General features: G+C 41.9%; 10 protein-coding genes and 3 pseudogenes. 3 read left to right on the forward strand and 10 right to left on the reverse strand.

Annotated elements, in window-relative coordinates:
* Nucleotides 1-39 precede the first annotated feature (39 nt).
* The 6 genes and pseudogenes from acsA to JCM19038_RS19865 all read right to left on the reverse strand — a co-directional run bounded on the left by acsA (nucleotide 40) and on the right by JCM19038_RS19865 (nucleotide 6,993).
* Nucleotides 40-1,749, reverse strand: coding sequence for an acetate--CoA ligase (gene acsA, locus JCM19038_RS19840; RefSeq protein WP_238554501.1), 1,710 nt, complete (start codon nucleotides 1,747-1,749; stop codon nucleotides 40-42).
* A 20-nt stretch (nucleotides 1,750-1,769) separates the two neighbouring features.
* A pseudogene (locus tag JCM19038_RS19845) lies at nucleotides 1,770-2,524 on the reverse strand (ABC transporter ATP-binding protein).
* A gap of 8 nt (nucleotides 2,525-2,532) precedes the next feature.
* On the reverse strand, nucleotides 2,533-3,366 hold the full coding sequence (locus JCM19038_RS19850; protein ID WP_042421185.1) for an ABC transporter permease: 834 nt from the start codon (nucleotides 3,364-3,366) through the stop codon (nucleotides 2,533-2,535).
* Between the two features lie 12 nt (nucleotides 3,367-3,378).
* A complete protein-coding gene (locus JCM19038_RS19855; RefSeq protein WP_042421188.1) occupies nucleotides 3,379-4,368 on the reverse strand; it encodes an aliphatic sulfonate ABC transporter substrate-binding protein in 990 nt (329 codons plus the stop codon).
* 26 nt (nucleotides 4,369-4,394) lie between these two features.
* Nucleotides 4,395-6,200, reverse strand: coding sequence for a PLP-dependent aspartate aminotransferase family protein (locus tag JCM19038_RS19860; protein WP_042421190.1), 1,806 nt, complete (start codon nucleotides 6,198-6,200; stop codon nucleotides 4,395-4,397).
* A gap of 148 nt (nucleotides 6,201-6,348) precedes the next feature.
* Nucleotides 6,349-6,993: a hypothetical protein gene (locus tag JCM19038_RS19865; protein WP_152549532.1), complete on the reverse strand. Its 645-nt coding sequence runs from the start codon at nucleotides 6,991-6,993 to the stop codon at nucleotides 6,349-6,351.
* 224 nt (nucleotides 6,994-7,217) lie between these two features.
* On the opposite strand from JCM19038_RS19865, the gene JCM19038_RS19870 reads away from it, so the two are divergent.
* Nucleotides 7,218-7,556 (forward strand): hypothetical protein, encoded by a 339-nt coding sequence (locus JCM19038_RS19870; RefSeq protein WP_042360943.1) that lies wholly within the window; start codon nucleotides 7,218-7,220, stop codon nucleotides 7,554-7,556.
* On the opposite strand, the pseudogene pdaA reads toward JCM19038_RS19870, so the two are convergent.
* A pseudogene (gene pdaA, locus JCM19038_RS25645) lies at nucleotides 7,492-8,336 on the reverse strand (delta-lactam-biosynthetic de-N-acetylase). The gene JCM19038_RS19870 and the pseudogene pdaA sit on opposite strands and share 65 nt — an antisense overlap.
* A gap of 103 nt (nucleotides 8,337-8,439) precedes the next feature.
* Between pdaA and yfkAB the strand changes: the two are divergent.
* Nucleotides 8,440-9,565, forward strand: a pseudogene (yfkAB, locus tag JCM19038_RS19880) (radical SAM/CxCxxxxC motif protein YfkAB).
* Nucleotides 9,566-9,604: 39 nt separating this feature from the next.
* On the opposite strand, the gene JCM19038_RS19885 reads toward yfkAB, so the two are convergent.
* From JCM19038_RS19885 to JCM19038_RS19895, 3 genes are all read right to left on the reverse strand, one after another.
* A complete protein-coding gene (locus JCM19038_RS19885; protein ID WP_042421197.1) occupies nucleotides 9,605-10,399 on the reverse strand; it encodes a YfkD family protein in 795 nt (264 codons plus the stop codon).
* 150 nt (nucleotides 10,400-10,549) lie between these two features.
* Complete coding sequence (locus JCM19038_RS19890; protein ID WP_042421200.1) at nucleotides 10,550-10,987, reverse strand: DUF3592 domain-containing protein; 438 nt, start codon at nucleotides 10,985-10,987, stop codon at nucleotides 10,550-10,552.
* A gap of 153 nt (nucleotides 10,988-11,140) precedes the next feature.
* On the reverse strand, nucleotides 11,141-11,527 hold the full coding sequence (locus JCM19038_RS19895; RefSeq protein WP_042421203.1) for an OsmC family protein: 387 nt from the start codon (nucleotides 11,525-11,527) through the stop codon (nucleotides 11,141-11,143).
* 131 nt (nucleotides 11,528-11,658) lie between these two features.
* Between JCM19038_RS19895 and JCM19038_RS19900 the strand changes: the two genes are divergently transcribed.
* Entirely contained in the window at nucleotides 11,659-12,837 is a 1,179-nt protein-coding gene (locus tag JCM19038_RS19900) for an MFS transporter (RefSeq protein ID WP_081831933.1), read from the forward strand.
* Nucleotides 12,838-12,967: the final 130 nt, after the last annotated feature.

The following is a 12,967-nucleotide window of genomic DNA, read 5'->3' on the forward strand; positions in this document are numbered from 1 at the left end:
AATACAAAAACGCAGGAGCTAAAAGCTCCTGCGTTTTTCTTATGCTTGTTCTTTTAATAATCGTCGCATTATTTTACCGCTAATCCTCGTTTTCGGCAGCTCTTTAAGCACTTCAATTTCTCTTGGTGCTGCATGTGCTGCAAGTTTGCCTCGAACGTGTAAACGAATCTCCTCAAGTAATGTTGGTGACTCTTCATAGTCAGGGTGTAAGACCACAAAGCCTTTGACAATCTCTCCTCGTAGGTCGTCGGCTTTACCTACAACTGCCGCTTCAATGACGGCATCATGTGTAATTAGCGCACTTTCCACTTCAAAAGGACCGATACGCTCTCCAGAAGAGTTAATCATATCATCATTTCGACTTTGAAAGAATACGAACCCTTCCTCATCTTGGTATGCTAGATCACCAGAAACATACCATTCTCCATCATAAGGAAAATAGGAACGATACTTCTCCTCGTTCTTCCAAATTTCACGCATCATTGATGGCCAACCTTTTCGAACAGCCAGTTGACCGACCACTCCGCGTGGCAATTGATTGCCCTCTTCATCAAGAATTGCAACTGTAATTCCAGGTAACGGTCGACCCATTGAACCTGCCTTAATCGTTTGATTCGGGAGATTAACGATTAATTGCGCTCCCGTTTCAGTCATCCACCACGTATCGTGAATACGAACGTTTAGCTTTTCATAACCCCACTTTACAATTTCTGGATTAAGAGGTTCTCCTACACTTAACACATGTCTTAAGCTAGACAAGTTATAACGCTCAATTAATTCCTGACCACCAGCAGCTTTCAACATCCGAAATGCCGTAGGCGCACTATACCAAACCGTCACTTTAAATCGTTCAATATAGCTATACCACTCGTTTGCATCAAAGCGTCCTGTATTAATTAGATTCGTTGAACCGTTTAAGAAAGGAGCAAAAATCCCGTAAGAGCTACCGGTTACCCAACCTGGGTGTGATGTGCACCAATACACGTCGTTCTCTTTTAAATCAAGTACCCATTCGCCAGTCTTCTTCTGCTGGACAATTGCCCTATGGGAATGCAGAACCCCTTTTGGTTGCCCTGTTGAACCCGATGTATAATGAATGATCATGCCTTCGTTTTCATCCATCCATTCCGTCACTTGTGAGGCACTCTCTTTAGAAACCGATTCAAGTTCCTCTTGAAGATGATACTCGCCTGATTCCTTGTCCGCACCTTCTCCATCAATTAGAATATGTTCTAATGCCGGCAACTTATTTGATGGTACTCGACTTTTTAACTGTGCATCGGTAATAATCATTTTGGCATCACAATTGTACATCCGCTCGAAAATTGCGTCTTCTTGAAATGCCTCAAACAATGGACCAGCAACAGCGCCCGCTTTAATAATAGCGAGCACCGCAATGTATGCGTTAGGTGTCTTTGGTAATAACGTGAACACACGCTCGCCCCGCTTGATTCCTTTTGCTTTAATGACAACAGCAAGTCGATCCGTTTCATTCTTTAATTGACGGTAAGTGATTTCTTCATGTATGTCATCGTTCACATAGATCATCGCGACACGGTCGCCTCTCCCTTCATCTACGTGTCGGTCGATACATTCATAAGCGGCATTCCATTTTCCTTGTAAACGCGCTCTCCATTGATCGAACTCATCATTCCAATGAAACGAAGTAGCGTCTACGGATTCTATATTTGCTTTTTCTTTAAGCTCACTTGCTAAAATAAGACGTTCTCCTGATGTAATTGAACTCACCGTTACTCCTCCTCAATTGTCTAAATTGCTGACTTTACATGAACGTCATGATTTAAATCTAATGATTGCAAGATTTCACGTTTGTATTCTGCCATTGCGAGTGATCCTCGTTCCCGAGGTCTTTGCAAATCAATCTTCAAATCTTTAAAAAGCACACCAGGTTGATCTCGAAAGATTAACACGCGATCACATAAGAATAATGCCTCATCAATATCGTGGGTAACAATGAGCATCGACGTATGATTTGTCTCCCATAAATCGATGAGTAACTCTTGCAATTGCATTTTTGTAAACGCATCTAGTGCACTAAAGGGTTCATCAAGTAGCAACAATTGTGGGTTTGTAACGAGGGCTCTTGCAATGGCCGCTCGCTGTGCCATGCCCCCTGAAAGCTCTCGCGGATACAGTTTTTCTGTATCCTTTAGCCCTACAGCACGAAGAAGGCGGGCTCCCTTCTCACGCTTTTCTTGTTTATTCCCTTTTAAACCGAACACAACGTTATCAATGACCGTTAACCAAGGCATTAATCGGGCTCTTGGAATACAACACCCGTGTGATCCGTGCCAATTCTTACCGATTGTTCTTGAAACGAAATCTCACCGTCAAAGCCGAGATCAAGTCCGGCTATGGCACGTAGTAACGTACTTTTCCCACAACCGCTCGTACCGAGTATGCCAACAATCTCACTTTGTTCTGTATGAAAGCTTACCGGCTTAAATGCTTTATACCCATTGTCAAACGTACGACTCACCTTTTGAACCGCTAACATGCTCATGCCCTCCTTTATGTCTCATACCGATCTTGCCAGCGTAATGAACGGTTTTCTAATTGTTTTAGAATTGCATCGGTTGCTTTACCGAGAATCGCAAATAAAATGATGCTCGCTAAAATTGTATCGGGTCGCGACGTATTTTGTCCGAGTGTTAACAAGAATCCTAAGCCTTCACTTGCTCCCATAAGTTCTGCAGCTACAACGAACATCCACCCTAAACCAAGTCCACTCCTAATCCCGACAAGAAATGAAGGTAAAGAAGCAGGCAATACAATTCTTGTAATAATAGAAGCTGTTGACATGTTGTACACTTTTCCAACTTCAATGAGTTTCCGGTCAACACCTTGAATGCCACTTACAATATTCAAATACACTGGGAAAAAAACTCCAACTGCAATAAGCGTCACTTTTGACGTTTCCGCTATTCCCATCCATAGAATAAAGAGTGGTACCCACGCTAGTGAAGGAATCGATCTTAACGCTTGAAGGAGTGGATCGAATAGTCGTTCCAACGGTTTAAAAAAGCCGATAAATGAACCTAAGACGACCGCAACAATTGTTCCTAAGAAAAATCCGATGAGTACGCGAGATAAGGTTGATGAAACGTGTGTCCATAGTTCTCCACTACTCGCTAAGGCGACCAACGTAGAAATGACTGCAGAAGGAGCTGGTAATAAATATTGAGGGAAAATCCCAGCTCTAGATGCCACTTCCCAAATGAGAAGAAGAAGAGCTGGAATAATTAAACCGATCGCAAATGAGCGAGCATAGCTTGCACTAGAAGTTGTTGCTTTTTTCTTTGAAGATTTCTTATTCGATGAATGTGATACTTCTGTTTGTGTCATAGTGCTCCCCCATTAATCGCTCGTAGAGCCAACGACCGATTCGACATACGTAGGGTTCAGCAATTCATAGACTAACTCTTCTACTGAAGAAGCTGCTGGACCTAAATGACCTTCCTCTAACACAACGCCCGCACCAATTAGTGCATCGCGATGCTCCTCTTCAAGAACGGGGTTTGAGAAATCATTTCTTTCCATTTGTATTGCTGCGACTTCCTCACTTAAATCAGCTTGTTCTGCAAGAATGGCTGTCGCTTCCTCATGGTTATCAATCGTCCACTCTCTTGCTTCTTCGTATAATTCAATGACTTCTTCAACGAGTTCTGGATGACTTTCAGCAAAGTCCTCACGAACATTTAACACACTATACGTATTGAAGTCTTGATTGCGGTAAAATAGCTCTGCATCATGTTCAACTTCTTGGGTCGCCATATGTGGGTCAAGCCCTGCCCAAGCATCCACTTCCCCTGTTGCTAATGCGGATGCACCGTCGTTATGTTGCAGTTGAACGATCGTAATTTCACTTTCATCGATGCCAGCTTCGTGTAGAGCTCTTAATAAGAAAATATGAGGATCAGTACCCATCGTTGCCGCTACTTGTTTGCCTTTTAAATCTTCAATCGTTTCAATGTCACCATTTGATAGAAGTGCTGTCCATTCAGGATCAGAAGCAACATAGACTGTCTCAATTGGCGCGTGGTTCGATTTGGCAACAAGAGCTGCCGCTCCTGCAGTAGAGCCAAAGTCAACACTGTTTGAATTGAGTAATTCAATCGCTCGGTTACTTCCTTGACTGAGTACCCACTCAACATCAATTCCTTGTTCTTCAAAGTGTTCTTCGACCTTGCCTGACTCCTTTAGGACAAGACTCGTCGGTGAATAAAACGCATAATCTAAGCGAATGGTCTCTGGTGCGCTCTCTTCACCGCTCGTTGAACTTCCACAAGCTGACAACAGTAGTGCTCCGGCTAGTAACGTAAATCCTGCATTTCTTTTTTTCAACATTCTCCACTCCTATTTCTAATGATCGTTTATTGGCCACTGAATGTACGGATTGTGCCACGCATTCGTTGGGCTTCCTTATACGTACATCTGTTGTGGACCACTTCTAAACCACCTTCGGTCGCGATGCGAACCGCCTCATCAGAAATAACACCCTCTTGTAGCCAGAAAACCGAAGCATCTGTAAGAATTGCCTCTTCAGCTATACCAATTGCCGCCTCCGGACTTCTAAACACTTGTACAATGTCGATTTTTTCATCGATTGATTGTAGATCTGGATAGACTTTCTCCCCTAAAATCTCTGTCTCCTTAGGGTTTACCGGAATAATCTTGTACCCTAGTCGTTGCATTTTTCGAGCAAGTCGATAGCTAGGTCTAGCAGCATTGCCACTTAATCCAACAACAGCTAATGATTTCGTTCGAACAGAGTCTTGACCATCAACAGTCGTCCGTTCGAGCGAAGAATGGAGCGCCCAGCGAATGACCCCTTCATCATTCACGACTCCTTCTGGTCTGCTGCTACCTGCATGACTTAGTCCTGTTGCTTTATAAAGAGCTTTATCGAGTGCCGTGATTAAATCCCCTGACGACTCTAAGCCAACGGAAAGACGAATAAGCTCTTCTAACACGCCTGACTTCTTTCGCTCTTCTTCATTCAATTGTTGATGAGTTGTACTAGCAGGGTGAATAACGAGAGACTTTGCGTCACCAACGTTTGCAAGGTGCGACCAAATTGATACAGAATCAATAAACGTTTTCCCTGCTTCAAGTCCACCTTTAATTCCGAAGTTCACGACAGAACCAAACCCACGTTGCAAATACTTCTTTGCAAGTTCATGAGAATCGTGTGATTGCAGCCCTGGATAAGAAACCCAGTCAACAGCAGGGTGGGACTCTAAATATTCAGCGATCTTCAAAGAATTCTCTTGATGACGTTCAATGCGAAGTGGCAATGTTTCCAACCCTTGCAATAGTAAGAATGCATTAAACGGACTAAGCGCTGGACCGAAATCACGTAAAAGTTGGACGCGAACTTTTTGACTAAACGCAAGAGTAGCGAAATCAACCGCATAACGCACACCATGATAACTTGGATCTGGCTCTGTAAAACCAGGGAACTTCTCGCTATTCCAATTAAATCGACCACCGTCAACGATAATTCCGCCGATCGTTGTTCCGTGACCACCAATCCACTTCGTCGTTGAATGAACGACAATATCTGCTCCCCACGTAATTGGGCGACAAACAGCAGGACTAGCAAACGTGCTGTCAATAATTAGAGGTATCCCTGCTTGGTGTGCAACATCAGCAACTGCTTCAACATCTAAGACGTGTAAGCTTGGATTTCCAATAATCTCAGCAAAAACCGCTTTTGTATTCGGAGTAATCGCGCTCTCTATGTTTGAGGGGTTTGTTGCATCAACAAACGTCACATGAATTCCGTATTTCGGAAGTGTTATAGCAAAGAGGTTATATGTACCGCCATAAAGATTGTTCGCCGCAACAATCTCATCGCCTGATTGACAAATGTTTAAGATCGCTAACGTAATTGCAGCTTGCCCTGAAGCTGTTGCTACCGCCGCTACTCCGTCTTCTAACAATGCAATTCGCTTTTCCAAAACTTCGACCGTAGGATTACCAATTCTCGAATAAATGTTTCCTGGCTCATCTAATGCAAACAGTTGCTTTGCATGCTCAGTATCGTGAAAGACATACGAACTCGTCTGGTAAATTGGCACTGCTCTTGAACCGGTTGTCGGATCAGGATGGTGACCACCGTGCAATACGAGAGTCTCTAAATCATAGGTTTTTACATCGTCTTGGTGTTTACTCATTGTTCCGATTCCTCCTAATATTCTCCTCATTCACGTTTAATCATACTAATCTTATAAGAATTAAATAGTATTCTACTGCTTCATCGCATTAACGTCAACATGTTTTTTTAGAAAATTTACTTTTTATACGCAAAATAAAAAGCAAGGATTAGCTCCCTGCTTTCTCTTCATTCACCACAGCACTAAGCTCTGGCTTCTCCCAATATTCTGTTGCAATTAATTCTGCATCAAATTGCTCAAGGCTTTCCCATTCAATATTCCGTAATTGTTCATTAAATACCGTCATCTCTAAGATCGTATCGAATTCACCTGGTCCATACTCTGGCTCATAATAAAGGTCCCAATTAAGATGAATGATATCAACTTCTTCAATTTGCGACAAACGTTGTAACACTCTTGCTGTACGGTTCATCGTAGATGAACGAATTAGTTCTGTCGTTACATTGTCTTCTGTCGTAAGCGATGCATGAAGTTCAGTAAACTGTTCCTCATTATTCTCTACAAATTCGAGATTACGGATCACATCATTGTGATCAACGGTTACTTGTCCTAGTTCTGATGTTATGTGCCAACTCGCTTGTTCTTCTACTGTTGAAAGCGACTCTGGCGTTGCATACATCATTTCAGCGGGTATAAATTCATGGTCGTCTGCAGTCACCCAAAAAAGTAAAAACAAAACTGCTGCAGAAGAAATACTCGCTCCAAAATATTTCACTTGTTTATAGCGTGCGTTTTTCCGATTCGGCCACGTTATAAGCATTAGGAATGTTGTATAGGCCGTAAAAACCTGCAACAAAAAAGCCTGTCAAAAAAAGCGTCGACATCGTCAAGCCCCCAATTTCCGCATTGCTCATTCAAACTGTCTGCTTACAAGTGTACACGAAAATGATGATGAACCGAATGGAAATGTATGAACGTTTATTGACTAAACCACACATTTCCTAAACTTACTAGCGAATCTAACGCATAACGTTTGTTAGAATTGAACATGCACGAATGATCACTGGGGGGATTACTATGTCAATCGCAACAGACATTGCTGCAATTAAGATTGTAGCGGAACTCGAAAAAAATAATAAACATCCACGGTTTTTAGAAGAGACCGTCCACACATTAGTAGAGCGTGTTAATTACATTCATTACGCTGCACTTCATTTAGGTGATGATAAACCAATCGTTGCTTCAGACTGCGATGAAGATGAATACATAGGTTCTCTAAGTTTTGCGATCGGTGAGAATGAAGACAATGGAAAACTCGTCGTTCGTACGAAAGAAACGGTTGCCTTTGATGTTACGGATTTATCCACGTTACAAACGGTTGCAGACCGAATTGGGGCTCGCTTGTTTGCCCACTAATGATTGGTGAGGCTGAGTGTTTACCCGTAAGTTCGTCTAAACTCTTAAATGTATAACCCTCAGCCTTTAACTGATCAATAACTTCTCCGAGTGCATCCCGATTATCAGTTGAAACAGAATGAAGTAAAAGTATTGCCCCTGGATGGACACGGTCCATAATTTTTTCGTACGCGTACGCTTTACCTTTTTGATCGTCAGTATTCCAATCAACATAAGCAAACGACCAAAAAATATGATGATACCCATACTTCTTTGAAACGTCTAACGTGCGCTCATTAAATGTTCCTCGAGGTGGTCGTACATAATGCATCGGATTTCCGGTTAAAGCATAATAGTGATCTTCTACTTTCTTCAACTCTTCGATAATTAATTCATCAGACAAGTCCGGAAAATGCGGATGACTCCACGAATGATTTGCGACAATATGCCTTCATTAGCCATACGCTTAATCAATTCAGGCTCACTCTCTAAATAATGACCTGTTACAAAAAAGGCGGCAGGGACTTGCTTTTCTTTTAGAGTGTCTAAAAGATCTGGCATTGTACCATTTTCATAACCGCTATCAAATGTTACATACAATTCTTTTTCATTTGCATTGCCGAGAAAGTATCCGTCATACTTATCGAGCCATTTTAAATACTGCTCTTCCGTCGTCGGTGTTTCATTGTTTTTTGCTGGTTTAAAGTTCCAACCATAAGATTCCTCAGCAAAAGCCTCTTCATATAATGCGCTAACTGAGAATAAACATATCCCTATAACTACTATCATTAATCGCTTCATGTTTAGTTCCTTCCCGATCCATAAAATATCCTCTTCTGTATGTTACAATGGGAAATAGTGCAGTTTTGCTGTTCTTGACTTTTTACTATAAAGGAGACGAACGATGTCTTTACATACGCCTGCAATTCATCACCAACCGATTACACCCCAAAACGACCCGTGGGAAGCTTACGAAGACCTGCAATTATTTGGACAATCTACGTTAACGAATATAGAATTTACAACAACAACCCTTTGCAATATGCGCTGTGAACATTGCGCTGTCGGTATATGCTCCAGCGTAAAGACCCTGAAGCATTACCGTTTGAACTGCTCAAAAAAAGATTAGATGAGATCCCTCATTTAAGAGCACTGAGCATTACAGGTGGAGAGCCCATGCTTTCAAAGAAATCGGTTGATCACTACGTTGTTCCACTTTTGCGCTATGCGCATGAACGTGGAGCGAGAACTCAAATTAATTCCAACCTCACACTTCCATTAAAGCAATATGAAGTGATCTTGCCTTATTTAGATGTATTACATATCTCGCACAACTACGGCAGCAAAGAAGACTTCGCTGAAATTGGATTCAAAGAAATGGCGAACGCACCTAGCATGGATAAAAGGTATGCCTTCTTTGATCGAATGGTTGAAAATGCTCAAGAGCTAACGAAACGTGGGGTCCTCGTTTCAGCTGAAACGATGGTCAATGAACGGACATTACCCCACTTAGAAAAAATTCATGAACAAATTGTTTCTATGGCTGTCAGCGCCATGAAGTTCACCCGATGTATCCCAGTGACTTCGCTTCTAAGCTAAGCATTTCAACACTTCCTGATATACGTAAAGGCATTCACCGATTGCTAGACGTTAAAGATTCAAATACGTGGATGTTGTTTGGGACTTTACCTTTTTATGCATGCAATGATAATGATGAAGATGTGGCGCTCATCAAACGACTACATGAAACCAACGGCGTCACCATTCGAAACGACCCTGATGGTCGAAGTCGTTTAAACGTTAACATCTTTGATGGGGATATTATCGTGACAGATTTTGGTGATGAGCCTAAGCTTGGGAATATCCGCAACACATCGCTTCCTGATGCATTTGATAAGTGGCAACAAACAGCGCTAAACCAATCCCTTAACTGCCATTGCCCTTCAGTTCAATGCTTAGGACCGAATGCCCTCGTTAAAAATGCTTATTATAAAAATATCGACTTCAAACAACGTGCAAGTCGCTTATAAAAACACAAGCTTCTATATCAAATAGAAGCTTGTTTCGTTTTATCCATTGTTATACTTCAATGTGACAAAGTCCTTAACTGGAATCCAAGCATCGACCTGTTGCTTTTCAATATTTTTAACGACAAGTGCTGGATTTTTCCCTTTTAACGTTAAGAACACTTCTCCATAAGTGACCGTGCCTTGGTCATGTACGGCCGGTACATATCCTTGAACCGTACCCATCTGACCTGCATGGACTTGATATTCTGGACCAATCTTCGTTTCTCTTCCAATAGGTGCTAAGAACGTTAACGGTAACGACGTTTTCTTCGTTGCTGTAATTCGCATCATGTTCTGAACATCTTCTTGTTGAGGGACAGGACTTAACAATTCCCCTTTGATGAACTTGTCATCATTTTGTACAAATGAAAGCTTTGAAGAATCTTCCCCGCCACGATTATCAATCGTATTCGAGTTAATTCTCTCGTACTCCCAGTTTACATCTGTTTCTTCGGAATCGTATGAGAGCGCCCAAGAGCCTAAATAAATCGATGCATTCACACCGAAGGCTACTTTTGAATCTTTCACATTGGATTCATTGAGCATAGAAATTAGTGTTGGATTTTCGATGCGTACGTCTGACGTGTCTTGAAGACGGCTCGTAAATTCTGCGGGCTCCAAATAAGGCAATTCTCGACTCACGTTTTCAAACGTATTTTCTCTAGAAATATTATAAACATAATCAGGCTTTTCAAACGGGTTTGCTTCAGGCTCACTTTTTGCATTGGCAATTAACGGTAACAAGGCACTTGCAAGAACGAGCATGATCATGAGAATTCGACCAATTCGTTTCATAATAACCTCCAAAAGCGATTTTTTTATAGTCTTTTCAGAGGCCGTATGTTTTATCCAAATTAATCATCACTGACTTTTATTTTCGTAATAGAAACGTGTCCATCACACAAGAAAAAGCACGTTTCCAAGAAGGTATGGAACCGTGCGTAATTAACTACTAAGAATGATTGCAATAGGAATAAGTGAAAGTACGTAAAGAATGATTGCGATGAGTAACAAGGCGTTTCCATTGTGCGCAAAATGCTCTAGCGTTATTTTCGTTGGCTGCTCTGGATTGTAATACACCCCAATATTCCTTCCAATCTTAAGAGGCGGATCATGACTAATGCCTGCGGTTACGACTTGCTCACCCCCGTCAATTCGCTCAAAGCGGACTGTTGGCTTTGCATTTGAAACCGTGACGAATCGCCGGGCTTTTTTCGGAATTTTTTTCATGAAGGCTTCTTGTTTAGGAAATGGCACGATCTCCCCTTCGACTCTCGTCCACTTTTTCGTTCGTCTTTTGTATACTAACCCTAATATGAGGAACGGCAACGCAATAACATTTGTAGCACCAATGACAACTAACACACCAATGAGATCCGACATTGTAAACACCTTTCAACAATTAAACAATTTTAAGAATTATTCGTTATATAATCACTTTATATTTTTCCCATTGAAAAATCTACACCATATGTTCATTTTAATGAATTCTTCTTCATAAAAATACGAGACCGGAATGATCCGCTCTCGCACATGTTACGTTCGTAATGTTAACGTTTCTTTAATTTCAATAGACTGATTTACCGATTGAACGATCGGACAGTTTTTAGAAGCTATATGCAGCATCTTCTGCAATTGTTCTTCTGAAACACCTTGTGCAGCAACAGTAAAATGAAGATGAACAGCTTGAACCTCACTTGGAGGGTTGTCGTTTCTAGTCACTTCAGCTTCGACAACGATGTCTTCAAATTCAACCCGTCGCTTTCTCAATATCTTACGAAATACACTTGCACTACAACCAGCAATTGATGATACGAGTAATTGATAAGGACGATAACCAAATTCATCGTTTCCTGAGATGACAAGAGGTCCAAATGGTGCTTCTGTTTCAAATGCTTCATCATTATGAATTGTGAATTTCATGAGTTTGCCTCCCTTTATTCTCATATATTGTACCGAATGTTTCTTGCGTTTGCGAACGGTTTGCTTTTCACCTTTTCAATTGTACAAAACTTCGCTATGATAGCTTTTGTACACGATAAGGAGCGGTAATTTTGACTACGTTACAATCCAATTCACCAACATTTCGATTTACAATGCTCGTCATCATGGTCTTTATCGCCGGTTTTGTCCAAGGCATGTTATTGCCTTTACTAGCGATTCTTCTTGAACAAGCAGGATACTCCTCTGCATCAAACGGTTTTAATGCGATTGCATTATACATAGGTATTCTGATCGCTTCACCTTTTATTGAACACCCTGTACGAAAATATGGATACAAACCCGTCATTTCAATCGGCCTAATTGCCGTAATCATTACTTTGCTACTATTTCCATTATGGCAAAGCTTCTGGTTTTGGTTTATCCTACGATTAATTATCGGAATCGCAGATAATATGGTTCATTTTTCAACACAAGTATGGATTACATCAACGAGTTCAAAAGCGGTACGTGGAAGAAATATCGCCATCTACGGGCTTGCATTTAGTGCCGGATTCGCTGGCGGACCACTCATGTCGAACTTATTAGCGATCGACGAACGACTTCCGTTTGTGATTGCCGCGCTATTTTGTGCGATGATTTGGGTCATCATGCTAAAATTGCGAAACGAATGGCCTGACAACACGGTTGAAACCGTACAACAATCCGGAGTGTTGGGTCGCTACTTCCTCGTAATCAAATACGGTTGGTTTGCATTTCTACCACCATTAACGTTTGGATTTATGGAAGCAACCATTCATGGCAGTTACCCGATCTATGCAATGCGTATGGGCATAGACATTGAATGGCTTTCGTTCATACTGCCAGCGTTTGTAGTCGGAGGTGTAATCACGCAAATCCCACTCGGGTTACTAAGCGACCGGGCGGGACGGAAACGAGTCCTTTTACTACTTGCTACTGTTGGTGCGTTGATCTTTTTAGCGATTCCACAGTTTGAACATCATATTCCTCTTCTCATAGCAGCTTTTCTCGTTGCTGGAGGATTGCTCGGTTCATTTTATTCACTCGGATTAATGTACATGGCAGACTTGTTACCCAGACAGCTACTGCCGACCGGAAACGTCCTCATCGCAATTTCTTTTAGTCTCGGTAGCATGCTCGGCCCAGTCACTGGCGGCATCTTAATTGAATGGGTCGGTCAAGGAAGCCTCTATTACGCAATCGGTTCATTGTTAATCGTATTGATCGTTGCAGGACTCATCTTCCGCCCTGTTTATCTTGGAGAGGAATGAGACGAAGTGGTGAGACAGTACCTTGCTGTCGCCAGACACCGCTCCACTGTCGCCAGACACCGCATCGCTGTTGCTAGACAAACGCTCACTGTCGCTAGACACCGCATCGCTGTTGCTAGACAAACGCTCA

Origin of the sequence: Geomicrobium sp. JCM 19038, assembly GCF_000698125.1 — a bacterium.
Taxonomy (GTDB): Bacteria; Bacillota; Bacilli; order Bacillales; family Marinococcaceae; genus Geomicrobium_A.